Here is a 17293-nt window from a genome sequence, read left to right as displayed (position 1 = left end):
GGGGGCGAGGCGGGTCGGTGGGTCAGCGCGAGGTGTCGAAGACCTCGTCGCGCGTGGTGGCGAGGGCGCTTTCGAGGGCGCCGCGCAGCACGGGCTGCCGGGGTACGGCGGCGAGGACGAGCCGCGGACGCGAGGCGGCGAGCTCGGCGAGCTCGGACTGGACGCGGGCGCGGAGGGGTTCGCCGCCGGCGACGAGGACGTCGCCGGAGAGCACGATCAGTTCGGGGTCGAGGACGGCGACGATCGAGGCGAGACCGGTGGCGACGCGCTCGGCGTACCGGTCGAGCAGCTCCGCGTACCGGGGGTCCTCCTCGTGGATCTCGGCGGCCCGGGAGAGCAGGCCGCTCGCGACCGGTACGTACGGCTGGTCGGGGGTCTCGATCCCGGCGGCGCGGGCGATCCGGGGCACGGACTGGACGCCCGCGAGCTCCTGGTAGCCGCCGGAGTTGGCCTTGGTGACCTGCCGGACCAGCGGGGTGCCGGGGACGGGCAGGAAGCCGACCTCGCCGGCGCCGCCGGTGAAGCCGCGGTGCAGCCGCCCGCCGAGGACGAGGGCGGCTCCCATGCCGGCCTCGTTCCACAGCAGGGCGAAGTCGGCGTGGCCGCGGGCGGCGCCCAGGCGCTGTTCGGCGATGGCGACGAGGTTGACGTCGTTCTCGTACTCGAACGGCATGGGCAGGACGGCGGCCAGCTCCTCCAGGAGGGTGGGGGAGTGCCAGCCGGGCAGGTGGGAGGCGTACCGCAGCCGTCCGGTGGCCGGGTCGAAGGCGCCGGGGGTGCCGATGACCAGGCGACGCACCCGGTCGGGGGTGAGCCCGGCCGCCTTGACGGCCCCGTCGAGGGCTTCGCTGACCTGGCGGACGACGCCGGTGGCGGCGCGGCCGGGGGTGCGGAGCTCGTACTCGCCGACGATCTCGCCGGTGATGTCGGCGACGGCGGCGTGGATGCGGTGCCCGTTGACGTCGAGTCCCGCGGCGTACGCGGCTCGTGCGTCGACCGCGTACAGCTGGGCGTTGGGTCCGGGCCGGCCTTCGGTGGTGCCGGTGGCGACGACGAGCCCGGCGGCTTCGAGCCGGGCGAGCAGCTGGGAGGCGGTCGGCTTGGACAGGCCGGTGAGCTTGCCGATCCGGGTCCGCGAGAGCGGGCCGTGTTCGAGGAGCAGGTCCAGGGCGGCGCGGTCGTTCATGGCTCGCAGCACGCGCGGTGTGCCGGGGGTTCCCGGGGTCGTACCGGCCATGACGGGTGCACCTGCCCTTCGGAGCTGATCGGTTCCGGTCATTCTGCTGCCTGCCGGGGCCCGCGTTCTCTCACCACACTGTTAGGAAAGTTTCCTATTCGGTGGGAGGAAAATAAGGCGGCCGTCACACGGGCGTCAAGACCCGGGAACGCGAGACGCCCCCGAAGGCAACCAAAGCGTTACCTGTGCGGGGGCGTCGGACGGTCCTCGTGGACCCGGCGCGCTACTTCGAGAGGTCCGTCTTCGGCAGCGGCGTCGCCGCCGCCGACTGCGGCGAGGTCGCCGAGGCGAACGCCGACGGGGCCGCCATGCCCGCCGTCGGATCGGCTGCGGACTCCTCGGCCTGGGCCGGAACCCCGCCCACGATCCGGATGCCGGCCTCGTCCAGGCCCCGCTTGATGCGCCAGCGCAGCTCGCGCTCCACGCCCAGCGCCTTGCCCGGCATCGTCTTCGCCGAGACGCGGACCGTCATCGAGTCGAGCAGCACCTCGTTCAGGCCGAGCACCTCGACCGGCCCCCACAGGCGCTCGTTCCACGGCTCCTCCTTGGCCATGGACTCCGCCGCCTCGGTGATCACCGACCGCACCCGCTCCAGGTCCTCCGTCGGCCGGACGGTCACGTCCACGCCGGCCGTCGCCCAGCCCTGGCTGAGATTCCCGATCCGCTTGATCTCGCCGTTGCGCACGTACCAGATCTCGCCGTCCACCCCGCGCAGCTTGGTCACCCGCAGACCCACCTCGACGACCTCGCCGGAGGCCACGCCCGCGTCGACCGAGTCGCCGACCCCGTACTGGTCCTCCAGGATCATGAAGACGCCGGACAGGAAGTCCGTCACCAGGTTCCGGGCGCCGAAGCCGATCGCCACACCGGCCACACCGGCCGAGGCGAGCAGCGGCGCCAGGTCGATCTTGAAGGCGCCGAGGATCATCAGCCCCGCCGTGCCCAGGATCAGGAACGAGGCGACCGAACGCAGTACCGAACCGATCGCCTCCGAGCGCTGCCGACGGCGCTCGGTGTTGACGAGGAGACCGCCGAGTGCCGTCCCCTCCACCGCCTGCGCCGAACGGTTCATCCGCTCGATCAGCTTCGTCAGGGCACGGCGGACGGCCATCCGCAGCAGGAGCGCGACGACCAGGATCAGCAGGATGCGCAGGCCCGTGTTGAGCCAGGTGGACCAGTTCTCCTCCACCCAGCTCGCCGCGTTCGTGGCCTTCTCCGCTGCCTCGTCCAGAGTCACCGGCACGGGCTCGGGTTCGGTGGCAGCCGCTAGGGCGGACCAGGGCACGGGGCAACCTCCAGGCATCGCGTACGCAGGCCATCCACAGTAACGGGGCACCGGACGTGGTCCCGTTGCCGTGTTCGAGGGAGAGACGGACCTCACCTGGGCAAGTACTGGGGAGAGATGCCGATGTGGTCGAGAACACCCCGGGCCCGTCACCCCGATTCCGGTACGTGCTGGCGCTCCGACCAGGCATGAGGAGAGACTGAGAGCAGTTCGTCCCGGCGCGAGCCACGCGCCGCCGGCGCCATTGGAGGCATCCGTGCCGCATGTCCTGGTCCTCAACGCGTCGTACGAGCCTCTCGGCGTCGTACCGCTCCGCCGCGCACTCGTCCTCGTACTGGAGAACAAGGCTCTCTGCCTCGAGGAATCCGGCGCCTTCCTGCACAGCGAGACCCAAGTCCTCCCCGCTCCCAGCGTGGTGCGACTGAAGCGCTTCGTGCGGGTCCCCTACCGGGGGCCCGTTCCCTTGACCCGCAGGGCCCTCTTCGCCCGCGACGGCGGGCGCTGCATGTACTGCGGGGGCGTCGCGACCAGCGTCGACCACGTCATCCCGCGCAGCCGAGGGGGCACGCACGCCTGGGAGAACGTGGTGGCGGCCTGCCGCCGCTGCAACCACGTCAAGGCCGACCGTCACCTGCGCGAGATTGGTTGGCGGCTGCGGCACCAACCGGCCCCGCCGACCGGCCTGGCCTGGCGGATCATCGGGACCGGACACCGGGACCCACGATGGCTGCCGTACCTCCAGCCGTACGGTGCCGAGGACGTGATGGCCCGGATCGACTCCGTCGCGGACGCCCCTGTGGGGGCGCTCACGACGGGTTGAGCCGGGCCTTTCGCATATCCGGGCCCTTTCGGTACCGGGGCCCATGGCGTACGGGAGCGGGGGCGCCCCTCAGGGGGTGGTCCCCGCCCCGGGCGTGCCCTCCGGCGGCTCGGGCGTCTCGTCCGGTCGCTCGGGCGTCTCCTCCACCGGCTTCTCCGCCGGCTTCTCCGCCGACGTCTCCGGGGGATCCCGCGGGGGATCCTGAGGGGCCACCGCATAGGTCTCCACCGACCAGAGCGAGTAGCCGAACCGGGTCGCCCGCGTCTCTCCCTGCACCCGCAGGAAGCGCGTGTCCGCCGCGTCCATCCGGACCGACTCCCGGCCGCCCCGCCCGTCCGCGACGGTCGCCGCCGTCCGCCAGACGCGCCCGTCCGCCGAGACCTGGACGCGGTAGCGAGAGGCGTACGCGTCCTGCCAGTGCAGCACCACCCTGCCTATCCGGGCGGGCTCGGCCAGCTCCACCTGCCACCAGGCGCCGTCCTCCGCCGGGGAGGACCAGCGGGTCGCCGCGTCCCCGTCCACCGCCGAGGAGGCGGGGAAGTCCGGGGTCTCGTCGCCCGAGGAGGAGGCCGTCGCCGCGCGCGCGAGGTCCGGGCCCGCCGTACGGGGGAAGGCCCGCACCGTCAGGACCCGCTCCTCACCCGCGAAGGAGACCGGCACCCGGTACGAGCCGGCCGGCACGTCCGCGCCCACCGACACCTCCAGGGGCACGGTCGTCCGCGCGCCGCGCTCCACCACGGCCTGCTTCGGGAGCCGCACCGCGATCCCCTTCGGGGCCTTCGCCGTCATCGGCCCGCGCACCTCGCCCGCGCGCAGGCCGGACAGCTCCACGTCCACCCGCTGCGCGGGGCCGCCGATCTCGGCGTCCGTCTCCGTGCGGGCCAGTTCGAGCCCGGCACGCGGCCCGTCCGCGAACCACGGCACCAGCGAGCGCACCTCGGGGGCCGGTCCGTCTCCGCTCCACACCACCCGCAGCGCGTCCGCGCGCAGCCCCTTCAGGTCGGCCTGCGTCCAGCCGGTCGCCGACAGCGGGCCGAGCGCCCGCCAGCCCTCCCCGGGGACGTACGCCTCCACGCGCGCGTCCGTGCGCGCACCCGTACCCGAGCCCGTACCCGAGCCCGCGTCCGCGCTCGGTTCGGTCATCACCGTCAGGGCCTCCACGGGCCGCGCCCGGTCCAGCCGCACGGTGTACGAGTCGGGGGCGCGGTCGGCCTGTCGCGCGGGGGTGCGGTCGGCGCCGGTCCAGGCCGCCGACTCGGTCACCGCGCGCGTCAGGAAGGGGTCGAGGACCCCCGAGCCGACCGTCACCCGGCTCGCCTTCAGGGCCTCCCGCAGCGGTTCGAGGCGCAGCTGCGCCTGCCAGGCCGCCGCGCCGTCGCCGCGCGACTGGGCGAGTAGCATGTCGACCGCCGTCTCGCCCGCAAGGCCGTACCGGGAGAGCTGCTCCAGCCAGGGGCCCGTCTCGTCGTCCAGGGTGCCGTCGGCGGTGCCGGCGAGCCGCTCGGGGGCGTGCCGCATCACGGTGAACGCGGACCGCAGCTCGCGCGCCGCCCTCTCCCGCGCCGCCGTACCGGCGGCGGTGGCGGTGCCCGTGCGCGAGGACCAGAAGGCGGCCAGGAGCGGCTTCAGGTAGGCCGATTCGCCCTTCGGGTCGAGGATCGAGGAGGCGTCGTTCCCGGCGAGCGCCCGCAGCGCCTCACGGGCGGCCGGGTCCGGGCCCGCGAGGTCGTCGACGGCGGCGCGCCAGGACTCCTGCGGCCGGTAGCCCTTCGGGTTCCAGGCGTAGTCGGCGGCGGTGAAGAGCGGGATGCGGGAGGCCGCCGGCTGCTCCATGGCGTGGGCGAGGAAGGCGGCGGAACCGGCGGCCACGGCCGGGTCCCGGCCCGTGGAGGGGCCGAGGAACAGCCGGTCCTGGGCGTAGTCGTTGACCGGGTAGTTGTCCATGGTGACCAGCGGGTGGCGCAGCGCCTCCCGGGCCCCCGCCAGTTCGCCGCCGGTGATGGTGCGCGGGACGACCCCGACGCCCGTCCACGCCACCCGCACGGCCGCGTCGAGGGCCCCGGCGAGCTCCGTGCGGTAGGCGGTCGCGCCGTCCTGGTAGTACTCCGTCGGCAGCACCGTCAGCGGTTCGGCGTCCGGGTACCGCTCGGAGAGGTGGCGGGCGACGGCGTTCGCCACGCGCGCGTGGGCGGCCGCCGCGCCCTCGGGGCCCCGTCCGAAGGCGTCGGCGTCCTTCGAGCAGTGCCACTCGCCGTAGCCGGCGTCCGGGAACTGGAGCTGGAAGGAGCGCACCCCGAGCGCCCACATCGCGTCGAGCTTCCTCGTCAGCGCCGCCACGTCGGCGCCGGAGGCCAGGCACATGGACTGGGCGGGTGCCACGGCCCAGCCGAGCGTCACGTGGTTGGCCCGGGCCCGCTCGGCGAGCGCGCGGAACTCCTCCTGCTGCGCGGCCGGGTAGGGCTCGCGCCACTGCGCCTGACGGTACGGGTCGTCACCGGGCGCGTACAGATAGCGGTTCTGCTTGGTCCGGCCCAGGAAGTCGACCTGGGCCAGCCGCTGCTCCCGGCTCCACGGGCGGCCGTAGAAGCCCTCGGTGAGGCCGCGCTCGACCGTCCCGGGCCAGTCGCGCACGACGACCCCGGGGATCTCCCGACCGGAGCCGAGGAGCTGACGCAGCGTCTGGACGGCGTGGAACAGGCCGTCCTCGCCGACCCCGTCCAGGACGACCGTGTCCCGCCCCTGGAAGCGGCTCGTGGCGAGCCGGTAGCCGCCGCGCGGCAGATCGAGCCGCTCGGGCACGCGCAGGGCGGTCAGCGCCTCCTCGGCGGCCTCGCCGGAGGGTCCCGCGGCCCGGAAGACCGGGCCCCGGCCCGGGAGTCCGGTGTGCACGGTGCGTACCCCGGCGGCCCGCAGCAGCTCCCGCAGCGCGGTGAGGGCGTACGGATCGGCGTGGGCGTCCGCGAGCAGCGTGACCTCGTCCCCGAGGCGTACGGCGGGTCCGGCGGCGGCCAGCGACTGCGGCCGGGGCCAGACGGCGGGCGTCCCCGCCGCGGTGACACCGCCGGCGGCCGGTGCGGTCGAGGGCGTCCGTGCGGCCGTCGAGGGCGCTGGCGGGGTGGTCGCGGTGGGGGCGGCGCCCGTCGCGGTCGCGGCGGGGGCGCCGGCCGCGGGCGGGACCGGCGCCGCCTGTACGGCTCCCGGAGCGGCGCCGCCGAGGAGTCCGCCGATGACGGCGGCGGCGACCGCCGTCGCCGTGCGCTTCCTGCGCCCGAGGTGCACGGGAACTCCCTTCGGCCCGGTCGGCCGCTCTGCCGGTTGGTCACGACTGGGTCACGAGCCCACCACCCGTCGCACTGAGGTGTCAATGCGCGTGGCCGATGTGTCGGCTTTGCCCGGCGAGCCGTCGCGGAGAAGACGTCACTTCGCCACTTTCCGCCGGTAAAACGAGGTGCGGTGGGTAGGCCTCTGCTGTTGCCTCCAGATCCCACCTGTCGAGACGAAACCGGGAGACCCCCGTGACCACGACCGCCCACCACCTCGGACGGATACGGATTCCCCAGCAGTCGGCACGCACCGGCACGCCGCTGACCAGCGAACCGCCGCTCCCCGACGCGGCGCCCCTCACCAGCGAGCCGCCCCTGACCGAGGTGGCCCCCCTCACCAGCGAACCCACCGTCCGCGGCAGCGCGGGCGGCACGGAGTCCCCCGGAGTGTGAAGTGACCCTGGCCCGTCTCGCCGCCCGTCACGGCGTCGCCACCGACTACAGCCCCTCCGCGGGCGTCACCGTCCCCGTGCCGGACGCCGCCGTCGTGGCCGTCCTCGGTGCCCTGGGCGTGGACGCGACCACGCCGGAGGCGGTCGCCGCCGCCCTCGACGCGGCGGAACGGGCCGACCGGGAGCGCCTGTTGCCCCCCACCCTCGTCCGGATTCGGGGCGAGGAGCCCGTCCGCCCTCCGGCCGACCTGCCGCCCGGCACCCGGCTGCGGGTCACCACCGAGGAGGGCGCGGTCCTCACCGGCCGGGACTGGGACCGGCTGCCCCTCGGGGTCCACAGGGTCGAGGTGCGGGCCCCCGACGGGCGCGCCGCCACCAGCACCCTGATCGTGAGCCCCGCGCGCGTGCCCGGCCCCGGGTCGCGCGTGTACGGGCTGCTCGTCCAGCTCTACTCGCTGCTCTCCCACCGCTCCTGGGGCATGGGTGACCTCGGGGACCTGCGGGAGCTCGCCACCTGGGCGGGCCGGACGCACGGCGCCGGCTTCGTCCAGGTCAACCCGCTCCACGCGGGCGTGCCCGGCGCGCCGAGCGACCCCTCCCCGTACCGCCCCTCCTCGCGCCGCTACCCGGACCCGGTCCACCTGCGGATCGAGACCGTCCCCGAGTACGCGTACGTGGACCCCGGCCACCGCGAGGAGCTCGACCGGATCCTCGCCGAGGCGGCGGAACTGCGCGAACGGGTGCTCGGCAAGGGCGCGCTGATCGACCGTGACGCGGTGTGGGACCTCAAGCGGCGCGCCCTGGAAATCGTGGTCGGGAGCGTGGAGCTCGGGCCCGGCCGGCGCGCCGACTACCACGACTTCCTCGCCGAGCGGGGCCCCGCCCTGGAGGACCACGCCACCTACCAGGCCCTCGCCGAGCGGCACGGGCCGCACTGGCGCGGCTGGCCCGAGGAGCTGCGCGAGCCGCGCTCGGCGGAGCGCGCCGTGCGCGCCGACCCCGCCCTCGCCGCCCGGGTCGACTTCCACTGCCGGCTGGCCTGGCTGACGGACCGGCAGCTGGCCGAGGCCGCCGAGGCCGCCCGCGAGGCCGGGATGGAGGTCGGGATCGTCCACGACCTGGCGGTCGGCGTCCACCCGGAGGGCTCGGACGCCTGGGCCCAGCAGGAGGCCTTCGCCGCCGGCATGTCGGTCGGCGCCCCGCCCGACGCCTTCAACGCCCGCGGCCAGGACTGGGGCCTGCCGCCCTGGCGGCCCGACGCCCTCGCGGCCGCGGGCTACGCCCCGTACCGAGGGCTCCTGCGCGAACTCCTGCGCCACGCGGGCGCCCTGCGCATCGACCACGTGATGGGGCTCTTCCGGCTCTGGTGGGTGCCCGAGGGCCGCGAGCCCACCGAGGGGACGTACGTCCGGTACGACTCCGAGGCGATGCTCGCCGTCCTCGTCCTGGAGGCGCACCGCGCGGGCGCCCTCGTCATCGGCGAGGACCTCGGCACGGTCGAGCCGGGGGTGCGGGAGGAGCTGTCCCGGCGCGGGGTGTTCGGGACCTCCGTGGTCTGGTTCGAGCGGGACTGGGCGGGCACGGGCCGCCCGGTGCCCCCGGCGGAGTGGCGCGCGGAGTGCGTGGCCACCGCCACCACCCACGACCTGCCCTCCACGGCCGCCCGGCTCTCCGGCGACCATCTCGCCCTGCGGCACCGGCTCGGGCTGCTCGACGGCGACCTGGAGCGCGACCGGGCGGCGGACGCGGCCGAGACCACCGAGTGGCTGGGCCTGTTCCAGCGGCTCGGGCTGCTGCCGGAGGGGGCGGGGGACGAGGAGGCCGAGATCCGGGCCGTCCACCGCTTCCTGCTGAGCACCCCGGCCCGGATGGTGGGGGTGTGGCTGCCGGACGCGGTGGGGGACCGCAGGCCGCAGAACCTGCCGGGCACCTGGGACGAGTACCCCAACTGGCGGCTGCCGGTGGCGGGCCCGGACGGGCAGCCGCTCACCCTGGAACGCCTGGCGGCCTCGCCCCGCGCCCACGCGCTGCTCCGGGAGCTGCACACCCGGACGGACCCCCGGTAGACCCGCGCGGGCCCGGGGAGCGCCCATACGGTACCCCCGGGCGCGCGGTCCGTTTAGGTGTTCGCTACGTTTGCACCGTGGACAAGAAGAACGCCCTGCGCGCCGGCGCCGTCGCGGCCGGTACGACGCTGATGATGCTGCTCATGTCGTCCCCCGCGCTCGCGCTCACCCGCGACGACGGTGACGACCCGGCCCCCAAGCTGTCGGTCGTCGAGACCCTCGGCCTGTTCGTGGCCACCCCGCTGGTGCTGTTCCTGGTCATCTGCGGCCTGGTGATGGTGCTCGACAAGTCCAAGAAGGCGTAACCGCCTCCTCGTCTCTCCGAGGGCGCCGCACGGTACGACGTACCGTGCGGCGCCCTCGCGTGCGTTCAGGGCCTGTTCACGCCCTCGCCATCGCCCTCGGGCGCTGTCCGCCGCGCTCGGCCTCACGCGCTGCCCCCGCCTTCTCCCTCACCGCGCTGCCCGCCGCCCGCGCCCTCACCGCGCTGCCCGCCGCCTACACGGTCGTCGCGAGCAGCTTGCGCAGGAGCCCGGCCAGCTGCTCCGACTCCTCCTCGGTGAGCGCCGACTCCAGCGCCGCCCGCTGCTGACCGAGACCGGCCCCGACGGCCTGGTCCACCAGCTCCCTGCCGTGCTCGGTGAGCGTCACCCGCAGCCCGCGCCGGTCGTTCGGGTCGGGGCTGCGGGTGAGCAGCCCGGCCTTCTCCAGTTTGTCCAGCCGGCCGGTCATCCCGCCGGTGGTGATCATCAGCGTGGCGGTCAGCTCGCGCGGTGAGAGCGTGTACGGCTCACCGGACCTGCGCAGGGTCGCGAGCACGTCGAACTCCCCGAGCGCCATGCCGTAGGGCGCGTACGCCTTGTCCACCCTGCCGCGCATGGCGTTGGCCAGCCGGTAGATCCGTCCGAAGACGGCCATCGGGACGGTGTCCAGGTCGGGGCGGACGGCCGCCCACTGGTCGGTGATGGCGTCGACGGCGTCGTGCGCGGGCGCCTGGCCGGGGGCGGGCGCCGGGGTCGGGGTGGGCGCCGGGTCCGGGGTGTTCGTCTCCATGGGGCCAGTCTCCTCCGCGCGGCGACTCGATGGCAAGAAAGCCACTTGCAAGTAAGTAGCTTAGTGCTAAGTTAATTACCACCAAGCCAGTCCGGTGTCCGCAGCGCCGGCATTCCGCGTCAGGGGGAACCGTCATGTCCCGCAAGGCCGCCGTCGTCGCACTGACCGCCCTCGCCCCGATCTCCTGGGGCTCCACCTACTTCGTCACCACCGAGTTCCTGCCGCCCGACCGGCCCCTCTTCACCGGCCTGATGCGCGCCCTGCCCGCCGGACTCCTGCTCCTGGCGCTCACCCGCAAGCTCCCGCGGGGCGCCTGGTGGTGGAAGTCCGCCGTCCTCGGCGCCCTCAACATCGGCGCCTTCTTCCCGCTGCTCTTCCTCGCCGCCTACCGGCTCCCCGGCGGCGTCGCCGCCGTCGTCGGCTCGGTCGGACCGCTCTTCGTCGTCGGCCTCGCCGCCCTCTTCCTCGGCGACAGGCCCACGGTGAAGTCCCTGATCACCGCCGTCGCCGCCGCCTTCGGTGTCAGCCTCGTGGTCCTCAAGGCCGGGGCCGCGCTCGACCTCGTCGGAGTGGCCGCCGGACTGCTCTCCGCCCTCTCGATGTCGGCCGGCGTCGTCTTCACCAAGCGCTGGGGCCGCCCCGAGGGCGTCGGTGCCCTCGCGCTCACCGGCTGGCAGCTCACCGCGGGCGGCCTGATCATCCTGCCCGTCGCCTTCCTGGTGGAGGGCGCCCCGCCGGCCCTGACCGGCACCAACCTGGCCGGCTACGCCTACCTCGCCTTCGGCAACACCGCGATCTCCTACTTCCTCTGGTTCCGGGGCATCGAGCGGCTGAGCGCCTCCTCGGTCACCCTCCTCGGTCCTCTCTCACCGATCACCGCGGCGATCATCGGCTGGGTGGCGCTCGGTCAGGCGCTCGGCCCGGTGCAGCTGTTCGGCATGGTGATCGCCTTCGGCGCGACCCTGGCAGGCCAGATGGGCCCCCGCGCCCCGAAGAGCCCCGAGAAGGTCGAATCATTCAGTTCAACTGAAAGGAACGGTCAGGAAGTTTCGATGGACCTGGAGGTTTCGGGGGTGCGACGGTAAGCGGCATGAGCCTGATCTCCGCCCGCCACCCGGCCGCGACCGAAACCGCCACCGCGACCACCACCGAAACCGCCACCGAAACCGCCACCCCCGACATCACCACCGCAGCCACCGAGAGGCCGGCGCCCGCGAGGAAGCTCGCGCGGGGCGCCGGCCTCGGCGTGCTCCTCGCCCTGCTCGCCACCGTCGTCTGGTCGGGCAGCTTCGTCGCCACCCGGGACATGGCCGACACCGTCCCGCCCGTCCAGGCCGTCTTCTGGCGCTGGATCATCGCGCTGATCGCCGTCGCGCCCTTCGCCGCCCGCCCGTTCCTGCGCCAGTGGCGGACGATCCGCCGCCACCTCGGCTTCGTCGCCCTCGCCTCGCTGTTCGGTGTCGCGCTCTACAACACCCTCGTGCACCAGGCCGGGCTCACCACCTCCGCCTCCAACATGGGCATGATCATGGCCGCCTCCCCGGTGATCATGGCGGTCTACGCCCGCCTCGGCGGCGAACGCCTCGGCGCCCGCCGCGTCCTCGGAATGCTGATCGCCGCGCTGGGAGTGCTCCTGCTCGTCGGGAAGGGCTCGCTCTCCGTCGACCTCGCCGCCGGCGACCTGTGGATGTTCGCCGCGGCCCTGTCCTTCGCCTCGTACAGCGCCCTGCTCAAGCGCAGGCCCGCCGAGATCGACGGACTCGCCTTCCTCTTCACCACCTTCCTGCTCGGCGCGCTGATGCTCGCCCCCGCGTACGCCGTGTCCCTCGCCGTCCAGGGCGGGTTCACCGTCGGCGTCGCGACCGTCGGCCCGCTCCTGTACGTCGGCGTCCTCTCCTCCGCCGTCGCCTTCTTCGCCTGGAACAAGGCGATCGCCCTCATCGGCGCGGCGCGCGCGGGCGTCGTCTACTACCTCCAGCCGGTCTGCGTCGCCCTCCTCTCGTACGCGCTGCTCGGCGAGCGGCTCGGCGCCCTCGGGGTCGTGTGCACGGCGCTCGTCCTCGGCGGGGTGGCGCTGGCCTCCGCCCGGGGGCGCTGAGTGCCGCCCGGTAGGTTGCGGCCCATGACCGAGTGGGACATCAAGAAGCTCCAGATCCTCCGCACCCTCCGTGACCGCGGCACCGTCACCGCGACCGCGGAGGCCCTGCTCATGACCCCCTCGGCCGTGTCGCAGCAGCTCACCAACCTCGCCAAACAGCTCGGGGTGCGGCTCCTGGAGGCCCAGGGCCGCCGGGTCCGGCTCACCGACGCCGCCCATCTCGTGCTGCGGCACGCCGAGGTGGTCTTCGCGCAGCTGGAGCGCGCCGACGCCGAGCTCGACGGCTATCTGCGGGGCGAGGCGGGGGAGCTGCGGGTGGCGGCCTTCTCGACGGCCGTGCCCGCGCTCGTCGTCCCCGCCGTACGGCAGCTGCGGTCCGCCCACCCCGGGCTCGACATCCGCGTCCGGGAGGCCGAGGCGGCGGAGGCGTACGAGCTGCTCACGGCCGGCGAGGTCGATCTGGCGCTCTCGCTCGCCGCCCACGCGCCCTCGGTGCGCGACCCCAAGTTCAGCCGGGTGCCCCTCCTCGCCGACCCCCTCGACGTCGCCCTGCCCGCCGGGCACCCGCTCGCCGAGGCGCCCGGGCTGCGCCTCGCCGACCTCGCCGCCGAGCCGTGGATCTTCGGCGGCTCCGGACCCTGGTCCGAGATCACCACCGCCGCGTGCGAGGCCGCCGGCTTCGTCCCCGAACAGGCCCACAGCGCCTCCGGCTGGACCGCGATCCTCGCCATGGTCGAGGCCGGGATGGGCATCGCGCTCGTGCCGCGGATGGCCTCCGCCGACCGCAGGGGCGGCGCCGGGGTCGTCATGCGCGTCCTCTCCGCCGACCAGCCGCGCCGCCATGTCGTCGCGGCGGTACGGCGCGGGGCGGAGGAGGGCCCGGCGGTGGCCCGGGTGCTCGCCGCGCTCCGACAGGCCGCCGCGGCCCGCGAGACCGTCCAGCAGAACTGACAGCCACGACAGTCCGGCAGAACTGACAGCCGCGGCCGGTCCACCGGAACCGACACCCGCGACCGTCCAGCAGATGGACCGACGCCCGCGATCGTTCAGCAGAACTGAAGAACACCATCGAAAACATTCGATGGACCCGGGGCGAGGGGCGGAGGGAAGCTCCTTCCATGAGCAGCCTCGACGAGAACCAGGACCCGCACGCCAACGACGCCGCCCCCTACTCCGGCGGCGACCCGTACGCCGACTACCGCTCCGGTGACTTCCCCTTCACCGAGCTCGTCGACCTCGCCGACCGCCGCCTCGGCGCCGGAGTCGTGGCCGCCAACGACGAGTTCTTCGCCGAGCGCGAGAACCTCCTCGTCCGCGAGCGCGCCGTCTTCGACCCGGAGCACTTCGGTCACAAGGGCAAGATCATGGACGGCTGGGAGACCCGCCGCCGCCGTGGCGCCGACGCCGAGAACGTCTTCCCCGCCCCCGAGGACCACGACTGGGCGATCGTCCGCCTCGGCGCCCCCGGCGTCATCCGCGGGATCGTCGTCGACACCGCCCACTTCCGCGGCAACTACCCGCAGCGGGTGTCGATCCAGGCCACCGCCGTCGAGGGTTCGCTCAGCCCCGCCGAGCTCGTCGACGCGAAGTGGGAGGAGCTCGTCCCGCCGACCCCCGTGCGCGGCCACGCCGCCAACGGCTTCGCGATCGACGTCGAGCGCCGCTTCACCCATCTGCGCCTCTGCCAGCACCCCGACGGCGGCATCGCCCGCCTCCGCGTCCACGGCGAGGTCGTGCCCGACCCCGAGTGGCTGGAGCTCCTCGGCTCCCTCGACCTGATCTCCGTACTCAACGGAGGCTCGTACGAGGACGCCTCGGACAAGTTCTACTCCTCGCCGACGCAGATCATCCTGCCCGGCACCTCCCGCAAGATGGACGACGGCTGGGAGAACCGCCGCCGCCGGGTCCGCGGCACCAACGACTGGGTCCGCTTCCGGCTCGCCGCCCAGGGCGCCGTCCGCGCCGTCGAGATCGACACCGCCTACCTCAAGGGCAACTCGGCCGGCTGGATCGCGCTCCAGGGGCGCAACGGTGAGACGGGCGAGTGGTTCGAGATCATCCCCCGGACCCGCCTCCAGCCCGACACCCTGCACCGCTTCAAGCTCCCCGCCCAGGCCGTCGTCACCCACGTCCGCCTCGACGCCTTCCCCGACGGCGGCGTCGCCCGGATGCGGCTCCACGGCACGCTGACGGAGCAGGGCGCGTCCGACCTGCGCGCCCGGTACGCGGCGCTCGGCGGCTGACGCACGGGATCCCCGGACTTCCGCCCGGCGGCGCGGCCGCGCGCCGACGCCCGCCCGCCGGGCGGACCTCAAGCCCGGAGAAGGGGCGCCCCACGGGGGAGGCGCCCCTTCTCCGTACGCGCACACCGGAAGGGCCCCCGGACCATCGGTCCGGGGGCCCCTCCTCACCTCACCACCGCTGTCACGCGGCGGCGGCCGCGTCCGCCGCCTGCGCCTTCAGGGCGCGCTCGACGCCCGCGCGGCACTCCGTCACCAGACGGCGCAGCGCCGGAGCCGGGTCGTGCTCGGCGATCCAGGCGTCCGTCGCGTCCAGGGTCTCCTGCGAGACCTGGAAGGTCGGGTAGAGGCCGACCACGATCTGCTGGATGATCTCGTGGCTGCGGGTCTCGGAGACGCCCTTGATCGACGCGAAGTACTTCGCCGTGTACGGGGCGAGCAGCTCGCGCTGGTCGGACTGGACGAAGCCGGCGATGACCGACTCCTGCACGGCGTTCGCCAGCTTGTCGTCCTCGACGACCGAGGCCCAGGCCTCCGCCTTCGCGGCCTCCGCCGGACGGGCGGCCCGCGCGGTCGCCGCGTGGCGCTCGCCCGCCGCGGTGCGGTCGCGCTCCAGTTCGCCGGCGATCTCCGTCTCGTCGTAGACGCCGGTCGCCGAGAGCCGCTGCACGAACGCCCAGCGGAGCTCGGTGTCGACCGCCAGGCCCTCGATCGACTCGCGCCCCTCCAGGAGCGCGGCCAGCAGGTCCAGCTGCTGCGGGGTGCGGGCGGTCGCCGCGAAGGCGCGGGCCCACGCCAGCTGGTGGTCGCTCGCGGGGGCGGCGGCGCGCAGGTGCGCGAGCGTCGCCTCGGTCCAGCGGGAGAGGCCCGCCTCGCGCCACTCCGGCGCCGCGTACAGGTCGAGCGCCGCCTTGACCTGGCCCTGGAGCGACTGGACCACGCCGATGTCGGACTCCTTGGCGATACCGGAGAGCACGAGCTCCAGGTAGTCGCGGGTGGCCAGCTCGCCGTCCCGGGTCATGTCCCAGGCGGAGGCCCAGCACAGGGCGCGCGGCAGCGAGTCGGCGAAGTCGCCGAGGTGCGCGGTGACGTTGGTGAGGGACACCTCGTCGAGGCGGACCTTCGCGTACGACAGGTCGTCGTCGTTGAGGAGGACGACCGCCGGGCGGGCCTTGCCGACCAGCTGCGGGACGGCGGTCAGCTCGGCCGCCTGGACGTCGAGTTCCAGGCGGTCGGTGCGGACCAGCCTGCCGCTCTCGTCCAGGTCGTAGAAGCCGACGGCGATCCGGTGCGGGCGGAGCACCGCCTGGCCCTTGGCGCCGGCGGGCAGCGCCGGGGCCTCCTGCTTGACGGCGAAGGCGGTGATGGCGCCGTTCTCGTCGGTCTCGATCTCCGGGCGCAGGATGTTGATGCCGGCCGTCTCCAGCCACGCCTTCGACCAGGTCTTGAGGTCACGGCCGGAGGTCTCCTCCAGCGCGCCGAGCAGGTCGGAGAGGCGCGTGTTGCCGAAGGCGTACGCCTGGAAGTACGCCTGCACGCCCTTGAAGAACTCGTCCTGGCCGACGTAGGCGACCAGCTGCTTCAGAACGCTGGCGCCCTTGGCGTACGTGATCCCGTCGAAGTTGACGAGCACGTCCTCCAGGTCGTTGATCTCCGCCATGATCGGGTGCGTCGACGGCAGCTGGTCCTGGCGGTAGGCCCAGGTCTTCTCCGTGTTGGCGAAGGTCGTCCAGGCGCCCGGCCAGCGGGTGCCCGCCACCGAGGCCTGGCAGGCGACGGAGGTGTAGGTGGCGAACGACTCGTTCAGCCAGAGGTCGTTCCACCACTCCATGGTGACGAGGTCGCCGAACCACATGTGGGCGAGCTCGTGCAGGAGCGTCTCGGCACGCCGCTCGTACGCCGCGTCCGTCACCTTCGAGCGGAAGACGTACTGGTCGCGGATGGTGACCGCGCCCGCGTTCTCCATCGCGCCCGCGTTGAACTCCGGCACGAAGAGCTGGTCGTACTTGGCGAACGGGTAGTCGTACGCGAACTTCTCCTGGAACCAGTCGAAGCCCTGACGCGTGACGTCGAAGATGTGGTCCGCGTCCAGGAACTCGGCGAGCGACGGACGGCAGTAGATGCCGAGCGGGACGGTCTGCCCGTCCTTCTCGTACGAGGAGTGCACCGAGTGGTACGGGCCGACGATCAGCGCGGTGATGTACGTCGAGATGCGCGGGGTCGGCTCGAAGACCCACACGTCGTCCTTGGGCTCCGGCGTCGGCGAGTTCGAGATCACCGACCAGCCGCTCGGCGCCTTCACGGTGAACTGGAAGGTCGCCTTGAGGTCGGGCTGCTCGAAGGAGGCGAAGACCCGCCGCGCGTCCGGCACCTCGAACTGGGTGTACAGATAGGCCTGGTCGTCGACCGGGTCGACGAACCGGTGCAGACCCTCACCGGTGTTGGTGTACGCGCAGTCGGCGACGACCTTGAGCTCGTTGCGGCCCGCCTGCAGATGGCGCAGCGCGATCCGGGAGTCCCGGAAGACGGCGCCGATCTCCAGCGCGTGGCCGTTGAGCACGACCTCGTGGACGGCGGGGGCGACGAGGTCGATGAAGGTCTCTGCCCCGGCCTCGGCGGAATCGAAGCGGACGGTGGTGACGGACCGGTAGGTGCCGCCCTCCTGCGCACCGGTGAGGTCGAGTTCGACCTCGTACGCGTCCACGGTCAGCAGCGCCGCCCGCTGCTGAGCCTCTTCACGGGTCAGGTTTGTGCCAGGCACCCGGTCAACTCCTCGGTT

Annotated in this window: 13 protein-coding genes; 8 read left to right on the top strand and 5 right to left on the bottom strand. The window is 73.9% G+C overall.

The genetic code is table 11. From position 1 onward, the window contains the following. Window positions 1-22 precede the first annotated feature (22 nt). The gene (locus tag OG361_RS14015) at window positions 23-1237 is read right to left on the bottom strand and encodes an ROK family protein (RefSeq protein ID WP_405853617.1); all 1215 of its coding nucleotides are present in this window, start codon (window positions 1235-1237) and stop codon (window positions 23-25) included. A gap of 223 nt (window positions 1238-1460) precedes the next feature. Further along, window positions 1461-2540, bottom strand: coding sequence for a mechanosensitive ion channel family protein (locus OG361_RS14010; RefSeq protein WP_405853616.1), 1080 nt, complete (start codon window positions 2538-2540; stop codon window positions 1461-1463). A gap of 238 nt (window positions 2541-2778) precedes the next feature. On the opposite strand from OG361_RS14010, the gene OG361_RS14005 reads away from it, so the two are divergent. Then, window positions 2779-3342 carry an HNH endonuclease gene (locus OG361_RS14005; protein ID WP_150270194.1) on the top strand — a complete coding sequence of 188 codons (564 nt, stop codon included), beginning with the start codon at window positions 2779-2781 and terminating at the stop codon, window positions 3340-3342. A 69-nt stretch (window positions 3343-3411) separates the two neighbouring features. Here the strand turns inward: OG361_RS14005 and OG361_RS14000 are convergent, their stop codons facing one another. Then, complete coding sequence (locus OG361_RS14000; RefSeq protein WP_405853615.1) at window positions 3412-6621, bottom strand: beta-N-acetylglucosaminidase domain-containing protein; 3210 nt, start codon at window positions 6619-6621, stop codon at window positions 3412-3414. Between the two features lie 236 nt (window positions 6622-6857). Between OG361_RS14000 and OG361_RS13995 the strand changes: the two genes are divergently transcribed. From OG361_RS13995 to OG361_RS13985, 3 genes are all read left to right on the top strand, one after another. Further along, complete coding sequence (locus OG361_RS13995) at window positions 6858-7058, top strand: hypothetical protein (RefSeq protein ID WP_405862732.1); 201 nt, start codon at window positions 6858-6860, stop codon at window positions 7056-7058. Between the two features lies 1 nt (window position 7059). After that, entirely contained in the window at window positions 7060-9123 is a 2064-nt protein-coding gene (malQ, locus tag OG361_RS13990; protein WP_405853614.1) for a 4-alpha-glucanotransferase, read from the top strand. Window positions 9124-9200: 77 nt separating this feature from the next. Beyond that, window positions 9201-9428, top strand: a complete 228-nt coding sequence (locus OG361_RS13985) for a hypothetical protein (protein WP_405853613.1) — start codon at window positions 9201-9203, stop codon at window positions 9426-9428. 193 nt (window positions 9429-9621) lie between these two features. On the opposite strand, the gene OG361_RS13980 is transcribed toward OG361_RS13985, so the two are convergent. After that, complete coding sequence (locus OG361_RS13980) at window positions 9622-10176, bottom strand: MarR family winged helix-turn-helix transcriptional regulator (protein ID WP_405853612.1); 555 nt, start codon at window positions 10174-10176, stop codon at window positions 9622-9624. Between the two features lie 134 nt (window positions 10177-10310). On the opposite strand from OG361_RS13980, the gene OG361_RS13975 reads away from it, so the two are divergent. The 4 genes from OG361_RS13975 to alc all read left to right on the top strand — a co-directional run bounded on the left by OG361_RS13975 (window position 10311) and on the right by alc (window position 14517). Then, window positions 10311-11261, top strand: a complete 951-nt coding sequence (locus OG361_RS13975) for an EamA family transporter (protein ID WP_405853611.1) — start codon at window positions 10311-10313, stop codon at window positions 11259-11261. Window positions 11262-11266: 5 nt separating this feature from the next. After that, window positions 11267-12274 (top strand): DMT family transporter, encoded by a 1008-nt coding sequence (locus OG361_RS13970; protein WP_405853610.1) that lies wholly within the window; start codon window positions 11267-11269, stop codon window positions 12272-12274. Between the two features lie 24 nt (window positions 12275-12298). Continuing rightward, window positions 12299-13225 (top strand): LysR family transcriptional regulator, encoded by a 927-nt coding sequence (locus OG361_RS13965; protein ID WP_384558492.1) that lies wholly within the window; start codon window positions 12299-12301, stop codon window positions 13223-13225. A gap of 167 nt (window positions 13226-13392) precedes the next feature. Next, window positions 13393-14517: an allantoicase gene (gene alc / locus OG361_RS13960; RefSeq protein ID WP_405853609.1), complete on the top strand. Its 1125-nt coding sequence runs from the start codon at window positions 13393-13395 to the stop codon at window positions 14515-14517. A gap of 181 nt (window positions 14518-14698) precedes the next feature. Here alc and pepN read toward each other — a convergent pair whose 3' ends face one another. Further along, window positions 14699-17275 (bottom strand): aminopeptidase N, encoded by a 2577-nt coding sequence (gene pepN, locus OG361_RS13955; protein WP_405853608.1) that lies wholly within the window; start codon window positions 17273-17275, stop codon window positions 14699-14701. Window positions 17276-17293 lie beyond the last annotated feature (18 nt).

The organism is Streptomyces sp. NBC_00090, from assembly GCF_045160815.1.
Classification (GTDB): Bacteria; Actinomycetota; Actinomycetes; order Streptomycetales; family Streptomycetaceae; genus Streptomyces.
The sequence above is the reverse complement of the archived record's forward strand: the minus strand, read 5'-3'. Positions and strand labels throughout refer to the sequence as shown.